A 19,384-nucleotide genomic window follows, 5' to 3' on the forward strand; every position below is an offset into this window, starting at 1 on the left:
CACGTCCGCGGCGCGCCCGGCGTACGGGCGCGGCGCGGTCAGTGGTCGGCGGCGAGCAGGTCGATGAGCAGCGCGGCCGTCCAGGAGAACCGGTTGCTGCCGGCGCCCGAGCCGTCGAGCGGCGAGTAGTACTCGAACATCGCTTCGGAGGAGGCGATCACGTCGACCGTGTTGCGGCGCAGGTCCTCGGCGGCGTCGAGCCGGCCGTAGCGCTCCAGCCCGTCGGCGATCAGCCAGTTCATGTTGACCCAGAGCGGGCCCTGCCAGTAGCAGCGGGGCAGGAAGTTCGGGTCGTCCAGGGGAACGCTCGCGACGCCGAAGCGCGACCAGTAACGCGGCGAGGTGATCGTCTTGACCATCTCGTCGACGCGGTCCTCGGGCACGACGCCGGCATAGAGCGGCAGCAGGCCGGCGATCGTCTCGTGGCGCAGCAGGGTCCGGGTCCGAAAGTCGCGGCTGTAGTAGACGCCGTCGACGACGAGCTCTCCCATCGCCTCCCGGGTGCGGCGCGCCGACCGGCGCAGCCTGGCCGGGATGACCTCGCCGATCTCGGCGGCGATGGTGCTCAGGTGCTCGTTGGCGCGGACCAGGATCGCGTTGAACGCCACGTCCTGCACGAGGGGGACGATGGTCCGCCGAATCTCGCGGAAGTTGTAGTGCGCCCGGCGCAGCTCGCGCACGATCCGGTACAGCGTGAACAGGTCCCCCGAGGTGAGCCGCTCATCCGAGGGGACCTCCTTGGAATCGCGGCGCAGCGCGTCCAGGGCGTCGTCGCCGTTCACGCGCCGAAGCGCCCGCACGCCCAGCGGCGCCACCGGCCTGGTGATCTCCATCCAGGTCGGGGTGTTGTCCATCCCGGACTCCCAGGAGTGAACCAGGGACACCAGGCCGTCGTCGTCCGGGTCGCGCTCGTCGTAGAGCCACTGGTGAAAGCGCAGCAGCCCGGGGAACAGCCGGCGGTAGAACTCCCCGCGTTCGGAGTCGGACATCATGGCGCCGACCCGGACCGCGGCCTCGGCGATCATCGGCGGCTGGGTGACGCCGGTGCTCTGCGCGCCGCCGGCGGTGGTCNTCACCCGGTCACAGCGCCAGCGCTGCGGACCCGCGTGGTAGAAGTTGGTGGTTTCCGCGAAGATCACGTGCGGGATCATGCCGTTCGGCCACTGCCCGCGCAGCAGGGAGAGGATCTCGGCGGCGGCGCGCTGCGGGTCGAGGTGGCGCAGCCCGATCGCGATGAAGCAGGAGTCCCACAGCCACTGGTGTGGATACAACGTCGGCGACGGCCGGGTGATGTCGCCGAGGTCGTTGCCGCGCAGCACGGAGACCGCGGTCTCGCGCAACGCCGCCAGCTCTGCCGGGAGGCTGGGGACGGACATCGTGTGAGAGTAGCCGTCACACGCTGTGCACAGGTGAAGGGCGCCCCTGGTGTGGTCTGCCTAACGAAAACCTCGTTGGCGCCCCGCGGCCGCCCCGATGCGCCGGGCGACCGGCCGGCCCACGCCGCGACCGCGGGCTCTCGGAGGCGTGGGGCTCTCGGAGGCGTGGGGCTCTCGGAGGTGAGGTGCTCGCGGGGAGTGCGGCCGGCCGGTCGCCCGATGTCGCCCGAGTGGGCGGNGCGAGTATGCCGATCCGGCCCGATCCGAGTCCGGGGCACGCTGCCGAGCCGGTTCTCGAGGGGGTCTCGGGGGGCATCGGGAGGGCATCGGGGAGACGCGGCGGCACTGTCGGGATTGTCGGATGGCCGACCCCGCCCGATGGCGGTACTGGACGGAAAATGTGGTGCGGACGNCAGCCCCTCGAAAATCCTCACTTCCCGTGAGGGGGCAAGTGCGTAGCGTTCAGTATCTGGGCTCTCGACGGGGGTCTCGCCACGCGAGAAGGTCAAGATAGTTCGCGGAACGCGCCACACCACGGGATCTGCCAGGTAGTCTTCGCGACAGCGAGTTCAGCGTCTCGAGGGCATGGGTCTACACTGCCGGTAGGCCCGGCGATCGCTGATGTCCGGGTGCGCCTGCACGGGGAATGGTTCCGCGACTTCGTTCGTTACCTCCCACGTGCACGGAAACAGACGTCCCACCCGCACCGACCATCGGATTTGCCACTGATGACGCTGCCTGCCCTGGAACTTGCCGAGCGCACCGACGAGAACCGCCCGCGTAGCCCGCGGCGCACTCGCCGGTCCGCTGCCTCTGCCCGTACCGCCCCCAGCCGTTCGCTGGCCGCCGTTCCCGATGACGGCGACGAACTCGATGTGAGTGCCGTCGCCGAGGTCATCGCGCGCGGTCGCGAGTCCGGCGAGATCAGCCGGTCCGAGCTGCGTGACGCGCTCGAGTCCGCGGACATCGGCCTCGAGCTGTTGCCCGCGCTGATCGCCAAACTGAGCGCCGCCGGCGTCGAGCTCCTCGAAGAGGAGGAGACGACCGACGAGGTCACCGCCGCCACCCGCTCCACCGCCGAGCACGCCGGCACCGCCGACCTCGTGCGCATGTACCTGCGCGAGATCGGGAAGGTGCCGCTGCTCAACGCCGCGCAGGAGGTCGAGCTCTCCAAGCGGGTCGAGGCCGGTCTCTTCGCCGAGCACAAGCTGGAGTCCGACCCCGACCTGCCCGCGGACCTCCGCCGCGACCTGGGTCTGCTGGTGAAGGACGGCCATGCCGCCAAGCAGCAGCTCGTCTCGGCGAACCTGCGCCTGGTCGTCTCCGTCGCGAAGAAGTACAGCGGCCGCGGGATGACCCTGCTGGACCTGGTCCAGGAGGGCAACCTCGGGCTCATCCGCGCGGTGGAGAAGTTCGACTACGCCAAGGGCTACAAGTTCTCGACCTACGCGACCTGGTGGATCCGCCAGGCCATCGGTCGAGCGCTGGCCGACCAGGCCCGGACCATCCGGATCCCGGTCCACGTGGTCGAGCAGATCAACAAGATCACGCGGCTGCAGCGCCAGCTCGTCTCGACGCTCGGCCGCGAGCCGACCGACGAGGAGCTCGCCCTCGAGCTGGACATGCCGATCGAGCAGGTCGTCNAGCTGCGCCGCTACGCGCAGGACACGGTGAGNCTGGAGACCTCCGTCGGCGACGACGGTGACTCCGTGCTCGGCGACTTCATCGAGGACTCGGACGCGACCTCCCCCGCCGACGCCGCCTCGTACGGCGCGATGCAGGACGAGATCGAGAACGTGCTCGGTGGCCTCAACCCGCGGGAGCGGGAGGTGATGCGGCTGCGCTTCGGCCTCGCCGACGGCAAGCAGCACACCCTCGCCGAGGTGGGTAACCGGCTCGGACTCACCCGTGAGCGGATCCNGCAGATCGAGCGGGACACGCTGCGTGAGCTGCGCAAGCCCGCCGTCGCCGGCCGGCTGCGGGAGTTTCTCGACTGACCGCTCGCGGCCGAAGACCGCCGGCACGGCGGGCGCGCACAGGGTCACGGGTGGCATCCCCCGCGGGGGGCACGACACGCCGGTGACGGCGTGGCCGTGTGTTCCATGGAAGCCGGATCTTCGCTGGGACCAGCGAAGATCCGGCTTTGCTGTCGGCGGCGGGCGCGGTCCCGGGGTACGGGCGGTCAGTCGTCCGGTGTGGTGATGGGCGCCCCGGCGGCCTGCTCGGCCGTGGCCGCTCGGGCCTGTTCGGCGGTGGCCGCGATGGCCAACAGGGCCTGCGGGTTGGCGACCGCGTCGAGGCTCACCACGTCGGCCAGCGCCGCGCCGGCGAGCAGCCGCTTGACCGGGACCTCCAGCTTCTTGCCGGTGTGCGTCCGCGGCACCGCGGCGATCTCGAGGATCCGGTCCGGCACATGCCGCGGGCTGAGCTCGGTGCNCACCGTCTGCCGGATCCGCTGCGCGAGCTCCGCCGTGAGCCCCGGCTCGGCGAGGGCGACGAACAGCAGCAGCTCTCCGCCGCCGGGGGCGTCCGAGGTATCCACGGCGAGGCTGTCGGTGACCTCGGCAAACTGCTCGACGACGCTGTAGAGCTCGCCGGTGCCGATCCTGATCCCGCCGCGGTTGAGGGTGGCGTCCGACCGGCCCTCGACGACGACGGCACCGTCGGATGTGATCCGCACCCAGTCGCCGTGCCGCCAGACCCCGGGGTAGGTCGCGTAGTAGCTGTCATGCAGCCGGCTGCCGTCCGGATCACCCCACAGGCGCAGCGGCATCGAGGGCATCGGCGCGGTCACGACGAGCTCGCCGACCTCGTCGACGACCTCCTTGCCGTCGGCGTCGAAGGCCGCCACGGCGCAGCCCAGCGCCCGCGAGCCGATCTCCCCGGCGCGCACCGGCATCGTCGGCAGCCCGGCCACCAGCGCCGTGCAGACGTCGGTGCCGCCACTGATCGACGACAGCATCACCTGCGGGCTGACTGCCTCGTACACCCAGGCGTAGACGGCGGCGGACAGCGGCGACCCGGTTGACCCGATGGTGNGCAACAGGGACAGATCGGCATGTTCGCGGGGCACGAGGCCCGCGTCCCGGCAGGACTGCAGGTAAGCCGCGGACGTGCCGAGGCACGTCACCTCCAGCGCCTCGGCCAGGCCGAACAGGGTGCCGAGCGCCGGGTAGCCGGCGGCGCCGTCGTAGAGCACGATCGTCGCGCCGACCAGCAGGCCGGAGACGAGGTAGTTCCACATCATCCAGCCGGTCGTGGTGNACCAGCAGTACCGGTCGTCGGGGCCGAGGTCGAGGTGCAGCGCCAGCGCCTTGAGGTGTTCCAGCAGGATGCCGCCGTGCCCGTGCACGATCGCCTTGGGCGGCCCCGTCGTGCCGGAGGAGTAGAGGATCCACAGCGGCGCGTCGAAGGCGACCCGGGTGAACTCGAGCTCGGCGCTCTCCGCGGCCATCAGCTCGTCCCAGGTGAGCAGGCCCGGCAGCCCCGCGCCGCGGGCCCGGGCGAACGCGTCCGGCGCCAGATAGGGCACGATGACGGTCGCGACGAGTCCGGGCAGGTCGGCGGCGAGGGTGCCGAGTGCGGCGATGGTGTCGTAACCCTGACCGCGGTAGGTATAGCCGTCGACGCCGATGAGTACCTTCGGGGCGATCTGGGTGAAGCGGGCGGCGAGGGCGGTGGCGCCGAGCTCAGGCGAGCATGACGACCACACCGCGCCGATGCTGGCGGCCGCGAGCATCGCCACCGTCGCGTAGACGGTGTTCGGCAGCACGCCGCAGACGCGGTCGCCCTCGGTGACCCCGAGGGCGCGCAGTCCGGCCGCGGCCCGGGCGACCTGGCGGCGCAGCTCGTCCCAGGAGACCACCGCGGTCGCGCCGTCCTCCCGCACGGCGATCACCGCCGGCGCGGCACCGCGCCGGGTGAGCGCGTTCTCGGCGTAGTTGACCCGGGCGCCGGGGAACCACACGGCTCCCGGCATCTTGGCATCCGTGAAGGCGGGGCCGTCGGCGAGGGCGGGGCCGTCGCCGCGCTCGCCCTCGACGGCGCAGAAGTCCCAGATCGACTCCCAGAAGGGGCCGAGCTCGGTGACCGACCACTCCCACAGGGCCGCCTCGTCGCCGAGATCCACCCCGCGTTCGGCGGCGAGNCAGCCGCGGTAGTTCGTCACCGCCGCCTGCTCGATCCGCCGCGCGGAGGGCTCCCACAGCGGCGTGCCGGGACGCACCTGGGTCGAGCCGGCGGCCGCGGGATGCTCCGCGCCTGCCGGCGCCGGACGCTGCGGTGCCGTTCCGTCTGCTGCCACGGGCACTGACCCTAGGGCATTTCGCGCGGATCTATGGTGAACCTCGATCCGCCGACGGTCGGTCGAGCTTGTCACCACCGCTACCGGCACAGGACCCGTTCGGGCTACCGTCGAGGGGTGACGGTGCCGGGCGGAACACAGCGGTCCGGCGGCACCCTGCCGCCGGCGGTCGAACCCACCATCCTGGCGTGGGATCCCGCCATGGCCGACTACGACTTCGGGCCGCAGCATCCGCTGCACCCCGTCCGGCTGGGCCTGACGATGGACCTCGCCGAGAGTCTGGGCGTGCTCGACGCGCCGGGGCTGCGGATCGCCACCCCGACCCTGGCTCCCGACGAACTGATCGAGCTTGTCCACGATCCCCTGTACCTGAACGCGGTCCGTGCCGCGCCCGACCCCACCCGGGCCCGGATGGCGGCCCTGTTCGGCCTCGGCACCGCCGACACCCCCGTCTTCCAGCGGATGCACGAGGCCGCCGCCCTGATCACCGGCGGCACGATCGAGGCCGCCCGGGCGGTGTGGGGGGGGCCGGCGCGCCACGCCGTGTCGATCGCCGGCGGTCTGCACCACGCGATGCCGGGGATGGCCAGCGGCTTCTGCATCTACAACGATCCCGCGATCGCGATCGCCTGGCTGCTCGCCGCCGGGGCGACCCGCATCGCCTACGTCGACGTGGACGTGCACCACGGCGACGGGGTGCAGACGGCGTTCTACGACGACCCGCGGGTGCTCACGATCTCGCTGCACCAGACCGGGCGGACGCTGTTCCCCGGCACCGGCTTCCCCGACGAGGTCGGCGCGCCGGGCGCCGCGGGCAGCGCTGTGAACGTCGCGCTGCCCGCGTTCACCGGTGACGCCGGCTGGCTGCGGGCCTTCTCCGGCGTCGTCCCGGTGCTGCTGCGGTCGTTCCGGCCGCAGGTGCTGGTGACCCAGCACGGCTGCGACACCCACGCCCTCGATCCGCTGGCCGATCTGGAGCTGTCGGTCGACGGGCAGCGGGCCTCCTACGAGGCGTTGCACGCGCTGTCCCACGAGCTGTGCGACGGCCGCTGGCTGGCCTGCGGCGGCGGCGGGTACGCGCTGGACGCGGTGGTGCCGCGGGCGTGGACGCAACTGCTGGCGGTCGCCGCCCACCACCCTCTCGAACCCGGCACCGCGTTGCCGGCGCAGTGGCGCGCCGAGGCCCCGCAACGGGTGCGGGCCGTCACCGGCCACGACTCCGTCGGAGCCACGGCGGGGATGCCCCGGACCCTCGGTGACGGGGTGAGCGTGCGTTACCGGCCCTGGGACGCCGGCGAGGGCGACCCCGACGACCCGCTGGACCGGGCGGTCGCCGCCACCCGGCGCGAGGTGCTGCCCCTGCACGGTCTCGACCCGACCGTGGACCGGTGAGCGCCGCGCNGCTGCCGCCCCCGGCCGGGGACGAGACGCCTCTGGCGTACCCGGCGGAGTGGGAGGCCGATGTCATCCTCACCGACGGCGGCACGGCCCACATCCGGCCGATCCTGCCGACCGACGGCCCGCTGCTGCGGGCGTTCTGGACCCGGCTGTCCCCCCAGTCGATCTACTTCCGCTTCTTCACCGCTCGCCGGGCGCTGAGCGACGCCGACATCCACCGGATGACCGTGGTGGACCAGCGGCTGCGCGGCGCCATCGTCGCCATGATCGGTGACGATCTCGTCGCCGTGGCGCACTGGGAGGGCACCGCGGCCCGGCCGACCGAGGCGGAGGTGGCCTTCCTGGTGGAGGACGCCCAGCAGGGTCGGGGCCTCGGCTCGGTGCTGCTGGAGCACCTCGCCGCCGCGGCCTGGGACCGCGGGATCCGTCGCTTCGACGCCGACGTGCTCGGCGAGAACCGGCAGATGATCCGCGTCTTCCTCGACGCCGGCTACACCGTCGCCCGGGCCTGGGACTCCGGCGCCGTCCGGCTGTCGTTCGAGATCACCCCTACCGAGCAGTCGGTGACGGTGATGCGCGCCCGCGAGCACCGCGCGGAGGCGGCCTCCATCGGCCGGCTGCTGCATCCCCGGTCGATCGCCGTCATCGGCGCCGGGCGGGCCGCGGGCTCCGTGGGCAACTCGGTGCTGCGCCACCTGCTCACCGGCGGCTTCGACGGGCCGGTCTACCCGGTGAACCCGGCCGCCGCGGCGGCCGGCACCGCGGTCGCCTCGATCCGCGCCTACGGCGGCATCGAGGAGGTGCCCCGCCCGATCGACCTGGCCGTCGTGTGCGTGCCGCCGGCCGAGGTGCCCGGGGTCGTCGCCGCGTGCGGGCGGGCCGGCGTGTGGGGGCTGGTCGTGCTCACCGACCAGCGTGACGATGCCGCCGACGCCGCCCTGGCCGCCGAGGCGCGGGCCGACGGCATGCGCGTCGTGGGCCCGGCCAGCATGGGCATCCAGAACCCGGCGGGGGGCCTGAACGCGTCGATGGTGCCCCAGATGCCGCCGGCCGGGCGGGTCGGCTGCTACTCGCAGTCCGGACCGTTCGGCGGGGCGATCCTGCAGGCGGCCGCCGCGCGGGGGGTCGGGCTGTCCGTGTTCGTCTCGGCGGGGGATCGGGCCGACGTCAGCGGCAACGACCTGCTCCAGTACTGGGAGGAGGACCCGGAGACCGACGCGGTGATCATGCACCTGGAGACGTTCGGCAACCCGCGCAAGTTCGCCCGGCTGGCGCGCCGTCTCGGCCGGCGCAAGCCGATCGTGACCGTGTACTCCGGCCGCTCGGCCCTCGACGACGCCCTGCTGCGGCAGGCCGGCGTGATCGGCGTGGACCGCATCTCGCAGGCTTTCGACGTGGCGCTGCTGCTCACCTCGCAGCCGCTGCCCGCGGGAAACCGGGTCGCGGTGATCGGCGACTCCCGGGCGCTGGTCCGGCTCACCGCGCACGCCGCCGACGCCGCCGGTCTGATCGTCGAGGAGGTCCTGCTGCCCGCGGGCAGCGGTTCGGCGGCGTTCACGGCCGCGCTGCTCGCCGCGGCGCAGCGGTCCGACGCACTCATCGTGACGCTGGCCCGCCTGCCGCCCTCGTCGCCGGGCCCGGTCGCCGCCGGGGCCGTCGAGGCGGCCGAGCGCATCACCGTGCCGATTCTGGCCTCTATGCAGGGCGTCGACCTGCCGGGCGAGCTCGCCGGCATCCCGGCCTACGCGTCACCGGAGGCCGCGGTGACCGCACTGCGTCGCGTCGTTGGCTACGCGCAGTGGCGGTCTCGCCCGACCGGTATCGAGCCGGTGACGGCCGTGCGGACCGACGAGGCCCGCGCGATCATCGCCGGCCTGGCCGGTCGGCTGCCCGAGGAGCGGGCCGCCGCGCTGTTGGACTGCTACGGCATCACGGTGCAGCCGGCGGAGCTCGTGACCTCGCCGCGGCGCGCCGTCGAGGCGGCTGCGCGGCTCGGCTACCCGGTGGCCGTCAAGGCCCGGTCCCGCCCGTACCGGCACCGGCCGGACCTGCGCGGGCAGCGCCTCGACCTGCCCGACGCGGCGGCGGTGCGGGCGGCCTGGACGTCGCTGCGCTCCCAGCTCGGGCCGGAGGTGCCGATCGTCGTGCAGCGGATGGCGCCGGTCGGCGTGTCGGTGGTCGTCGGGTCCGAGGAGCATCCGCAGTACGGCCCGCTGGTCTCCTTCGGCCTGTCGGGCCCGGCGACGGAGCTGCTCGGTGACCGCGCCCACCACATCCTGCCGCTGACCGACGTCGACGCCGCCCGGCTGGTCCGCTCGGTGCGGGCGGCGCCGCTGCTGCTCGGCTACCTCGGTTCGACTCCCGTCGACATCGCAGCGCTGGAGGATCTCGTGCTGCGCGTCGGCCGGCTCGCCGACGATATCCCCGAGGTGGTTCATCTCACTCTTGACCCGGTCATCGTGTCGACCGGGCGGGTCACCGTGCTGTCGGCGGAGGTCGTGACCGGCCCTTCCATGCCCAGGGCGGACGCCGGACCGCGGCGTTTCTGGACCCCGGCGCTGCCTGTAGTCGACCGACCTCCCGTCCGGGGCGGTTCGGCACAACATGGTCACACCGTCCACAATCGTCTCCCATGACGTCGCCGTACTCCGGGCAGCCGCCCGTCTGGCCCGCATCCGGCGCCTTTGGGGTGCCGCAGTCCGATTCCGGGGGGCCCATCGAGGCCATGGGTATCCCCGGGGTGAGGGCACCCGGGCAGGCGGAGCTGGTGCCGATGTACGGCCCGGAGCGGGGCGCGCAGCGGCCGCCGGAGTCGGGGGCGACGGGTCCCGCCGGAAGCGGTCCGGAAGACGCCGGGCCGATCTCGACCGGGCCGATCTCGACCGGGCCGGTCTCGGGGCCGATCATGCCGGGTCAGGTTCCCGGGCCGGGTCGGCCGGACGTGAGCGGCGGGGGTCGCTCGATCGACGGCACACCGACTGCCCCGCCGACCCGCGTGCCCGGCCCAGCTCTCGCGCCGGGCGCCCGCCCCGCGCCGGGCGGCGTCGCCGGCGGTTCCGGCGGCTCCGGCGGCGGGTCCACGCCTGGCCCTGGTGCCGTGGCGAGCCCTGGTTCGCTGGCAAGCCCCGCTTCGCTGGCGAGCCCTGGTTCGACGGCGGCCCCCGGCCCGAGCCTGGTGCCCGGCCAGGATCCCGAGAGCGGCGGGGGCCGAGACCTGCCCGTGCTGCCCGAGGGATGGCCACTGGTCCCGCGGGCCGATCCGCCGGTGGCCGGCACGGCGATGCCGCGCGACGTGATCGACGGGACCGGCCCGCGGCGAGGCCCCGAGGACGTCCCCCCGGAGCGCGGGCCGCTGAGCCTTGCCCGTGGCGGGCCACCGGCACCGGGTGGCGGTGGCAGCGGTGGTGGCAGCGGTGGTGGCAGCGGGGTGGATCCCGCGGTGGCGGCGTACGCGATGTTGGATGCCCTGTTCGCCCGGGCTCCGGTCGGACTCGCCCTGCTCGACCGGGCTGGCCGGTTCGTGCGCGTCAACGAGGCGCTCACCCGGTTGGACCGCCGGTCCGCCCGGGACCACCTGGGCCGCACCGTGTCCGAGGTGCTCGGTGACAGCGATGCCGAACTCGACGCTCTGCTGGCCCGGGTGCTGCGTACCGGCGAGGCCGTGGTGGACCTGGAGGTGGGGGTCGCGGGCCCGGCCGGAACACCGCTGATCTGGCTGGCGAGCTGGTTCCCGGTGAGCGATCCGCAGCTCGGTCCGGTGGGGGTGTCCTTCGTCGCGTTGGACGTCACCGGCCTGCAGATCGCCGATCGGGAGCGGCTGCGGGCGCAGGCGCGCTACCGCGGGCTCGCCGACGCCGCCGGCCTGGATGTGTTCCACGCGACGGCCGACGGCGCCCTCGACGTCGACCTGCCCGGCTGGCGTTCCGCCACCGGNCAGCAACCGGGGGCGTTGGCCGGTGGCGGCTGGCTGTCCGGGGTGCATCCGGATGACCGGGACCGGGTCGCGCGGCTGTGGCGGGGGGCGGTCGAACGCGGCGAGACCTTCGAGGCCGAATTCCGGATCTCCGCGCCGAGCGGCGTGGGCGCCGCCGAGCGTGTCGTCACCGCCCGGGTGCTGCCCGTGCCCGGACCTGCGGTGGATGCCGCCGGCGGTCAGGCCGCCGCCGGCACCGGTCCAGCGCGCGACGGGCGGCCGGCCGAGTGGCTCGGCGTGGTCCGCGACCTCACCGGGGAGCGGGCCGCCGAGGCGGCGCGGGCCGATGCCGATCAGCGGGCCGAGGCGGCCGTCGAACAGGCCGAGGCGGCCGCGCAACGGGCCGAGTCCGGCGGGCTGTTCTCCGTCGCGCTGGCCCGGGCCAGCACGGTCGACGAGGTCCTCGCGGCGATCCTCGACGTCGGCGGTCAGGCGGCGCGGGCGGCCGGGCGCGGGGTCGCGCTGGTCGACGACGGCCAGGAGGAGCTGCGGTTCGTCCGACCCGGCGAGGATCCGGCACAGCGGTCCGGCCGCTGGCCGGACGTGGCGCTGGGAGCGGTGCATCCGGTGGCCGAGGTGGTGCGGGGAGCCCGGCCCCTGTTCCTGGCCGACCGGGAGGAGCTGCTCGCTCGCTGGCCGGTGTCCGGTCTCGCCGACGCCACCGCGGCGGCGGGTGAGCAGGCGTGGGCCATGCTGCCGCTGGTCGCCCCCGACGGTTCGGCCTTCGGCGTGGTGACCTTCGCCTTCCCGGCGCCGCGGACCTTCACCGCCGCGGATCGGGCCTACCTCGGTGGCATCGCCGCGGCCGGCGCCCGCGCGCTGGAGCGGGCCAGGGCACACGAGCGGCTCGTGACCGAGGCGGCGGGGGCCCAGGCGGCGCTCACCGCGGCGGACGAGGAGCGCGAGGCCCGGCAGCGCGCCGACCGGCGGCTGCGCCTGCTGACCCGGGCCACGGAGATCGTGACCGCGGCCGAGGACCCCGAGCCGTCCTTGCGGGCCGTCGCGGANCTGATCGTGGCGGAGATCGCGGACCTGTGCGCGGTCCACCTGGTCACGGCCCATCCGGCTCTCGCGCCCACCGCGGTTGCGGCGGCTGAGGGCGGCGCGCAGGTCACCGGGATCGAGCAGGACGGCGGTGGGCAGGTCACCGGGACCGAGCAGGACGGCGGTGGGCGAACGGGCGGGACGGCGCAGGCTCCGCGGCTGCGGCCGCTGATTGTCGCGGGTTCCGCCGCGACCGGCGCCGCGCCTTCGACCGGCGCCTGGATCGCGGCGCTCGCCTCGCCGGCGAACCCGATCACCCAGGTCGCGGCCCGTGGGATCGGGGAGGTCGTCAGCCACGCCGGGGACGGCTGGGAGCCGCCGTCCGACATCGCGCGCTGGATCCGTCAGGCCGGCGCCCACACGACGGCCGTGCTGCCCGTGGTGCGGGCCGGCCGGGTCGCGGCCGTGCTCAGCCTGACCGCCGTCGGTGACCGGGCCCCGTTCACCGAGGCCGACCTGGCCTTCCTGACCGAGCTCGCCGCGCGCGCCGGGGTCGCCCTGGAGCGCATCGACCGCGAGCACAGCGCGCACAGCGGCGCCGTGGAGCTGCACGAGGCCCTGCGCGGCGCGGCACCGGTGGTGCCCAAGGGATTGCAGGTGGCTTCCCGCTACCTGCCCGCCGGGGCCGAGGGGGACGCCGGCGGGGAATGGTTCGACGTGATCGATCTGGGGGCGGGCCGGGCCGCCCTGGTGATCGGCGGCGTCCGGGGTCGGGGGCTGCGCACGAGCGCCGTGATGGGGCAGCTACGCGCCGCCGCGCGCGCCTGCGCCCGCCTCGACCTGCCACCCGGCGAGGTGCTGGCGCTGCTCGACGGGGTCGTCGCGGACCTGCCGGGACGCGAGGTCGCGACCTGCATCTACGCGATCGCCGAGCTCGACACGGGCGTGTTGACGCTGGCCAGCGCCGGCCATCCGCCGCCCCTCGTGGTCGCCCCGGACGGGCTCGTCTCGCGGCTGTACATGGCGGTCGGCTCCCCGCTCGGCGATGTCCACCGGGATCCGTCGGGATACACCGACGCCACCGAGTACACCGTCCGCCTGGGCCGGGGCTACCTCATCGCCCTGTTCACCGAAGGCCTGGTCCGCGGGGGCGGCCGGGACGTCGATGCCGGCGTCTCGGATCTCGCGGCCGTCCTGGCCCGCACCAGCGAGGCACCCGACGACAACCTCGACGCGCTGGCGACCGCGGCCTGCGCGGGCCTTGGCCGCGACAACCAGCCGGCGCCCGCCGACGACGCCGTGGCGCTGCTGCTCGCCCGCCTGCCCGACGAACCGACCGCCGGACCGACGCTGCTCGACGTCACCGTCGACGGTCCGTCCGGGCTGCGCGCGGCGCGGGCACAGTGCCGGCTCGCGCTGGAGAACGCCGAGCTGCCGGTCGAGATCATCGACACCGTCGTCCTGGTTCTGTCCGAGCTGACGAGCAACGCCGTGCGTCACGGCCGGCCGCCGTTGTCCGTGCGACTGCGGCGGCTCGGTGACCGGGCTGTCGTCGAGGTCGCCGACGGCGGCGGCCGGCTGCCCCGGCGCCGGCACGCCTCGCCGGACGACGAGGCCGGGCGTGGGCTCGGCCTGGTTTCCCGGCTCGCCGTGCGGCACGGTTTCCGCCCGATCCCCGACGGCAAGGTGGTCTGGGCGGAGGTTGACCTGGTGGGGCCGGCCCCCGCCGATCCGGGCGCGTCGTGATCGGATCGCCCGGGCGGGCGGCGCAGGGCGGGTGTGGCGGGGTCGGGCTGTCCCGCCGCCGCCGGGCGGGCACGTCTCGCGTAACGTGAGCGGCATGCCGGACGCGGTGCTGCGGCTCGACAATGTCAATGTCGTGCGGGATGGGTCGTACCTTCTGCGAAATGTTGCCTGGGAGGTGTTTCCCGGTCAGCGATGGGTCGTCCTCGGCCCCAACGGTGCGGGAAAGACGACCCTCCTGCAGGTGGCCTCGGGCCGGCTGTTTCCGACCTCGGGCACGGTCGACCTGTTCGGTCACCGGCTGGGCACGGTGAACCTTCTCGAGCTGCGCTACCGGGTCGGCGTCGTCAGCCCGGCGCTGGTCGAGACGCCGCCCCCGGACGAGCGGGTGCTCGACGCGGTGGTCACCGCCGGCTGGTCGGTGCTCGGGCGCGGCGACGAGCCGTACGACGACGTCGACCTCGCCCGCGCCGCCGGCCTGCTGGCCCAGTTCGGCTGCCGGGAGCTGCGGGACCGGCGCTTCGGGACGCTGTCCGAGGGCGAACGCAAGCGGGTGCTGATCGCCCGGTCGCTCATGAGCGACCCGGAACTGCTCCTGCTCGACGAGCCCGCCTCCGGGCTTGACCTCGGGGCCCGAGAGGCACTGCTGCGCCGGCTGACCCGCTTCGCCGCCGACCCCTCGGCGCCCGTCAGCGTCCTCGTCAGCCACCACGTCGAGGAGATCCCGGTGGGCGTCACCCATGCCCTGCTGGTGCGCGGCGGCCAGGTGCGGGCCGCGGGTCCGGCGGCTGAGGTGCTCACCGCGCCCAGGCTGTCCGACTGCTTCGGGATTCCCCTCGACGTCAGCGTCACGGCCGGGCGCTACGCCGCCCGCCTGGCCGCCGGCCCGCCGCCGCGGCGACCGGTGTCCGTCGGCGTCTGAGCCTGCGTCCCGCCCGGTGCCGCCTCGCCCGGCCCCGGCCGGGCGTCCGCACGGCGCGTCTCAGGGACCGCCTGGCGGATCAGGACGAGCCGGGCGTCCGCAGCCGGCGCCGCGCCCGAGGACCGCCGCTCGGGCGATCCTCGCGGGCCTCCGGCCGGGTTTCCCGGGCGATGCGTGGTCGACGCGGCGCGGACTGGTGCGCCAGGGCGACGCGAGGCCCTCAGAAGGCGTCAGACCCGCGCTGGCACCACGGTCGGGTCTTTTTCTCCCATAGCACCCTTCCGGCCCCGCACGCGCGTTGGGAGCCCCGGAAGGGGTATGCCGGACGGGCCGACCCGGAAGCGGCCGGGCGGTGAGCCCGGTGGGCGGAGCCGGGTGCAGCCGAGAACCGCGCGGGCGCGCTTACCGCCGAAGCCGGTCCCGCAGCCAGCCGGCGCCACGCACCTCGCCGCCGAGGGCGCGGACGCGGGCGGTGAGCCCGCGATCCGAAGTGATCACGATGACGCCGGGGCCGGCGTCGCGGGCGGCGTCGACGATCGCGTCATCGCCGTTCCCGGGCGCGTGGACGACGGCGAGTGAGGGTGCGGCGCTGTCGTCGTTCGTCGCGTCCGATCGGTCGGCGCCGTTCCCGGAATTGCCGTCGCCGTCGCCGTCGCCAGGCGAGCGGCGGCCCTTCCTCGCGTAGCTGTCACCGTTCTCGGCCGAGTGGTCGCCCTTCCCCGTAGACCGATCGCCCTTCCCGCGTGGCCGGCCGGTGTTCCCGGCCGGCTGGTAGCTGTTCCCGGCCCGCCGGTCCGTGTTCCCGCTCGGCTGATCCGTGTTCCCGCTCGGCTGGTCCGTGCTTCCGCGTGACTGGACATGGTCATCGTCGGGAGCCAGGGACTTCGCCGGAGTCGGCTCGACGACCACCGCGGCGGCGGGAACCCCGGCCCGGGCCGCCCCTTCCAGAACGACCACGATCCCCGTCGGCCATTCCGCTGACCCGGGCGATCCGACGTGCCCGTCGGACCCGGCGATCCAGGCCGAAATATCGGCGAGCAGGCGCCGGGCCGCGCCCGGACGGTCGCGCCACCAGCCGTCGGCCCGGGACCCAATGACGTTGGCACCGTCCACCACCCACGTCCGTGGGTACTCGTCCGTGCGCCGAGCCATAGGGTCGGCGCCGGAATCAGGCGTACTCATCCGCCGCCACGATCGCCTTTGGCATTCGTACCGGTCGGTTCCGCTCGCGGCGCCAGCACCCCAAAGCACCCACCGGCTGATGCCTGCCGATTGCCCGGCAATCGTCCGGGGAGTCGGTAGACGAACACGATCGGTGTCCCAAGGTCGGCGGACATGGTCGCCGCCCGGCCGACGGCGGCCCAACTGTCCGCTTGCGGCCGGCGTTTCGGCTCGGAAGGTGTGATTCGCAGAACATGATCGCCCCTATCATGCCGAGCTTGGCCACCGTCTTTGGGTTCCGCACTCCGACAGCCTCACCAGCGTGCCTAGACCGGTGTCTTCGTGTTCGGCGGCCCCAAGTCTGCGAGTCCGTCGAACCAGGCGTGACAGTTCCCGGTGTTCTCGTGGTAATACTAGACGCGTGAGTTCTGCGGTCCGCTGACCTGAAGGAGTGTGGCATGGCCCAGAAGACCATCGTCTCGTTGATTGACGATCTCAGTGGAGAAGAGGCCGACGAGACTGTCCGCTTCGGACTCGACGGTGCGCAGTATGAGATCGACCTGTCGGAGAAGAACGCGACGAAGTTGCGTGAGTCGCTGGCCCCGTTCGTGACTGCGGCCCGCCGTTCCGGCGGCCGTGCGGCGGGCAGCCGCCGTGGCGTGCGTACCGCTTCGCGGCGTACCGGCGGAACCGACCGCACCGCCGACATTCGCGAGTGGGCGCGCAGCAACGGATACACGGTGAGTGACCGTGGCCGTATCGCCTCCAACATCGTCGAGGCGTACGACAAGGCCCACTGATCCTGGTCTTGACGACTTTTCCGGGTCGAGACTCGAAGCGGTGGACCCCGTAGTACCCGCCGTGCCCGCGGTATTCGGCCGTGGGCCGCAGGCCCCGGCGCCCAAAGACCTGCTGATCAGGTTTTGCCAGGGCAGGTTCCTGCCACACCGGCCTGGCCGGTGTGGCAGGAACGTTTGACCTCCGAGCCGACGCGCGCTGTCGTCGGCTCTGTTCGTTGCGTCAGTTCGGCAGATGCCGGCCCATCCAGTTTTCGACGTCTTCCGAGGTTCGCGGAAGCCCGGCGGACATGTTCCGCCTTCCCTCGCCGGTGACCAGGATGNCATCTTCTATCCGGACCCCGATGCCGCGCAGCTCGGGCGGAACGGTGAGGTCGTCGGGCTGGAAGTACAGGCCCGGTTCCACCGTCAGCACCATCCCCGGCTCCAGTGCCGCATCCCGGTAGGTCTCGTCCCGCGCCTGGGCGCAGTCGTGCACGTCCAGCCCGAGCATGTGCGACGTGGCGTGCAACGTGTATCGGCGGTGGATCCCCGCGCCCGGTGCGTGGGGATCCTCCGACAGCGATGCCTGGGCCCCATCCGGCAGCAGCCCCCAGTCCGCCAGCGCGGTGGCGATGACCTGCATCGCCGCTCGGTGTGGAGCCAGGAACGAGGCTCCCGGGCGGACCGCGTCGATGCCGGCCTGCTGCGCGCGGAGAACCACGTCGTATACCTGGCGCTGCAGGTCCGTGAAACGGCCGGTGATCGGCAGCGTGCGGGTGACGTCGGCGGTGTAGAGCGACCTCCCCTCCACCCCCATGTCCAGCAGGGCCAGCTCACCGGCGCGCACCGGTCCGTCGTCGCGCACCCAGTGCAGGGTGGTTGCATGGTGCCCNCAGGCGACGATGGAGCCGTAGCCGACGTCGTTGCCGTCGACGCGAGCGCGCCGCCAGAAGGTGCCCTCCAACCAGCGTTCCCCGTTGGGCAGCTCCATCGCGCGGCCGATTTCCCCCACGCACTCGGTGAAGCCTCGCGCCGTCGCCGCGACCGCCTCGTCCAACCGGGCGATCTCGAAGTCGTCCTTGACCAGCCGCAGCTCGGAAAGGGCCTGCGCGAGGACCACATCGCGGTCGTCGCCCGATCTGTCGTCGGACCACCGCAGCACCGAGCGGTCGACCAGTGGATCGATTCCCCGCAGCGTCCTGGTGTTTCCCGGCGCCAGTCGGGCCAGNGCGCCCCGCAGATCGGTCAGCGGCCGGCACTCGATCTCCAGGGCGGCGGCTGTCTCGCGAACCCCCGGCCGGGGACCGACCCAGAGTTCCCCGTATCGGCGGTCGGTGTAGAACGCCGAGCTCGACCGGTCCGAGCGGCCGGCGACATACAGCGTGGCATCGTGCTCACCGGCCGCGTTGGGTAGCAGAACCAGCACCGCATCGGGTTCATGACAGCCTGTCAACCAGAAGAAGTCACTTCCCGGACGGAACGGAAAATCCGTGTCGTTTGCCCGTACCCGCAGGCCGCCGCTGGGCACCACGAGGGCATCGGTCGGGAACCGTGAGCCCAACAAGGCGCGGCGTTTCGCGGTGTAGGGTGCACAGTCATCGCGGGATGGCACAGCGTCGTCAATGGGCGCCCAGCCGGTTGCCATAAACCGCCGGAACGCCGCGTGTGGTTCCTCATCGTGGTTGGCCTGGCCGGGTTCGCGGCCGGAAGGCGCCGTCGGTTCGACCGTCGACTCGCCGGTCCCGGCGGTCGCGGGCTCCGAATCCGACTCCNCGCCAGCGGAATCCGTCGTCGCCCCGGGTACATCGATGCGGGGGCGGACAACGTCCGCTTCGCCGGCTGTGCTGACGTTCTGGTCACGCTCCGCCGGGGCTCCCTCGGGTACCCCCGTGCCGGCCGGTGGAGGTGTGCTTTGGTGGGACTGGGCACTCATACCGTTAACGGTAGGCCGGGTCGCGCTCCGGCGGGTAGTGCTGAACCGGTCCGCCGTCCATCGAGACCGCAGCGGACATCTCGCCGGGGTCGGAGCCGGATTTTCGGTACGCCGATCGTCCGGATGATGTGAGCCGATCCGGATGGCGCCCGACCCGATCCGTCGCTCGGCGATCGGGTACTCGTGCGCGCCGTCATCCGTTCGCCGGGGTCGAGGGTCTGTGCCGGCTGCGTCCGGCAACTTCGGAAGGTTACCCAAGGGCTGGCCTTCCCGCTTCGAACGGGTTAACGCGGGCAAGCAATCGGTTGTGCGAGATCCGCCAAATCCGCCGTTACGTAACTTTCTGTCGCTGCCCGTTGACGGGGGTCCCGGACCCCGGGTAAGGGCCCGGGGCGGTGCGCCCGAGGGAGGTTCGGTCCGGGTGCGGACGTCATCGGTCACCNCAATCCCGGCCCGATATCCGCGTGTTCATCCGCCTCCTGCGGCAGGGATCGGGCGGCTCCCGGTGAGCCGGGACATCCGAGTCGACGCGGGTGACTCCACCAGGGTGCTGTAAGTGACCTCACATCCGGCCGATGTCGGCATTTTCGGCCCGATCGTCGATGCGGGTCCGCAATTGCGGTCGACGGCCGCGTCCACGGATTGTGAGTCGGGACCGCGTGCAGCGTGCTGGTCGGACCCGCGGTCGCCGGCGTGCCGGGTCGCCCATCCGACAGCCGCCGAGGACGCCGAGGGTGCCCCACGGCACGGGATCGGTGAGAGGCTGTCCCGGAGTGTTCCGTTCGTCGGCTCGCGGCGCACCGCCGGGACCG

Annotated in this window: 9 protein-coding genes and 11 pseudogenes; 10 read left to right on the top strand and 10 right to left on the bottom strand. The window is 73.4% G+C overall.

The genetic code is table 11. The features are described 5' to 3' along the window. Positions 1-38: 38 nt before the first annotated feature. Positions 39-1,071, bottom strand: a 1,033-nt coding sequence (locus tag FF86_RS02220) for an MGH1-like glycoside hydrolase domain-containing protein (protein ID WP_242418023.1), incomplete at its 5' end; no start/stop codon positions are given. Between the two features lies 1 nt (position 1,072). Next, positions 1,073-1,376: pseudogene (locus FF86_RS38535) on the bottom strand (MGH1-like glycoside hydrolase domain-containing protein); the annotation flags it as partial. A 728-nt stretch (positions 1,377-2,104) separates the two neighbouring features. On the opposite strand from FF86_RS38535, the gene FF86_RS02225 reads away from it, so the two are divergent. From FF86_RS02225 to FF86_RS61735, 3 genes and pseudogenes are all read left to right on the top strand, one after another. Beyond that, positions 2,105-3,019, top strand: a 915-nt coding sequence (locus tag FF86_RS02225; protein ID WP_242418024.1) for a sigma-70 family RNA polymerase sigma factor, incomplete at its 3' end; no start/stop codon positions are given. Positions 3,020-3,052: 33 nt separating this feature from the next. Beyond that, a pseudogene (locus FF86_RS38545) lies at positions 3,053-3,296 on the top strand (sigma factor-like helix-turn-helix DNA-binding protein); the annotation flags it as partial. Position 3,297: 1 nt separating this feature from the next. Further along, positions 3,298-3,373: pseudogene (locus FF86_RS61735) on the top strand (hypothetical protein); the annotation flags it as partial. Positions 3,374-3,558: 185 nt separating this feature from the next. Here FF86_RS61735 and FF86_RS38550 read toward each other — a convergent pair. From FF86_RS38550 to FF86_RS38565, 4 pseudogenes are all read right to left on the bottom strand, one after another. Next, positions 3,559-3,812, bottom strand: a pseudogene (locus tag FF86_RS38550) (acetoacetate--CoA ligase); the annotation flags it as partial. 1 nt (position 3,813) lies between these two features. Further along, positions 3,814-4,414: pseudogene (locus FF86_RS38555) on the bottom strand (acetoacetate--CoA ligase); the annotation flags it as partial. Between the two features lies 1 nt (position 4,415). Next, positions 4,416-4,639 (bottom strand): annotated as a pseudogene (locus FF86_RS38560) (acetoacetate--CoA ligase); the annotation flags it as partial. Position 4,640: 1 nt separating this feature from the next. Then, a pseudogene (locus tag FF86_RS38565) lies at positions 4,641-5,523 on the bottom strand (AMP-binding protein); the annotation flags it as partial. Positions 5,524-5,802: 279 nt separating this feature from the next. Here FF86_RS38565 and FF86_RS02235 point away from each other — a divergent pair. From FF86_RS02235 to FF86_RS02250, 6 genes and pseudogenes are all read left to right on the top strand, one after another. Beyond that, positions 5,803-7,071 (top strand): acetoin utilization protein AcuC, encoded by a 1,269-nt coding sequence (locus FF86_RS02235; protein ID WP_173667287.1) that lies wholly within the window; start codon positions 5,803-5,805, stop codon positions 7,069-7,071. An 11-nt stretch (positions 7,072-7,082) separates the two neighbouring features. Next, the gene (locus FF86_RS02240; RefSeq protein WP_128423467.1) at positions 7,083-9,713 is read left to right on the top strand and encodes a bifunctional GNAT family N-acetyltransferase/acetate--CoA ligase family protein; all 2,631 of its coding nucleotides are present in this window, start codon (positions 7,083-7,085) and stop codon (positions 9,711-9,713) included. 818 nt (positions 9,714-10,531) lie between these two features. Then, positions 10,532-11,010, top strand: a 479-nt coding sequence (locus FF86_RS38570) for a PAS domain-containing protein (protein ID WP_242418057.1), incomplete at its 3' end; no start/stop codon positions are given. A 1-nt stretch (position 11,011) separates the two neighbouring features. After that, positions 11,012-12,057, top strand: a pseudogene (locus FF86_RS38575) (GAF domain-containing protein); the annotation flags it as partial. Positions 12,058-12,064: 7 nt separating this feature from the next. Further along, the gene (locus FF86_RS38580) at positions 12,065-13,780 is read left to right on the top strand and encodes a SpoIIE family protein phosphatase (RefSeq protein ID WP_242418059.1); all 1,716 of its coding nucleotides are present in this window, start codon (positions 12,065-12,067) and stop codon (positions 13,778-13,780) included. Positions 13,781-13,874: 94 nt separating this feature from the next. Further along, positions 13,875-14,699 carry an ABC transporter ATP-binding protein gene (locus FF86_RS02250; RefSeq protein WP_044883766.1) on the top strand — a complete coding sequence of 275 codons (825 nt, stop codon included), beginning with the start codon at positions 13,875-13,877 and terminating at the stop codon, positions 14,697-14,699. A 402-nt stretch (positions 14,700-15,101) separates the two neighbouring features. Here FF86_RS02250 and FF86_RS02255 read toward each other — a convergent pair whose 3' ends face one another. Then, complete coding sequence (locus tag FF86_RS02255) at positions 15,102-15,812, bottom strand: hypothetical protein (RefSeq protein WP_052680959.1); 711 nt, start codon at positions 15,810-15,812, stop codon at positions 15,102-15,104. Positions 15,813-16,318: 506 nt separating this feature from the next. Here FF86_RS02255 and FF86_RS02260 point away from each other — a divergent pair. Further along, entirely contained in the window at positions 16,319-16,660 is a 342-nt protein-coding gene (locus FF86_RS02260) for an Lsr2 family protein (RefSeq protein ID WP_011606763.1), read from the top strand. A gap of 321 nt (positions 16,661-16,981) precedes the next feature. Here FF86_RS02260 and FF86_RS38585 read toward each other — a convergent pair. The 3 pseudogenes from FF86_RS38585 to FF86_RS38595 all read right to left on the bottom strand — a co-directional run. After that, positions 16,982-17,531 (bottom strand): annotated as a pseudogene (locus FF86_RS38585) (M24 family metallopeptidase); the annotation flags it as partial. 1 nt (position 17,532) lies between these two features. Further along, a pseudogene (locus tag FF86_RS38590) lies at positions 17,533-17,867 on the bottom strand (aminopeptidase P family protein); the annotation flags it as partial. A gap of 1 nt (position 17,868) precedes the next feature. Then, positions 17,869-18,411 (bottom strand): annotated as a pseudogene (locus FF86_RS38595) (aminopeptidase P N-terminal domain-containing protein); the annotation flags it as partial. Positions 18,412-19,384: the final 973 nt, after the last annotated feature.

The organism is Frankia sp. CpI1-P (assembly GCF_001421075.1).
GTDB classification, from domain to species: Bacteria; Actinomycetota; Actinomycetes; order Frankiales; family Frankiaceae; genus Frankia; species Frankia torreyi.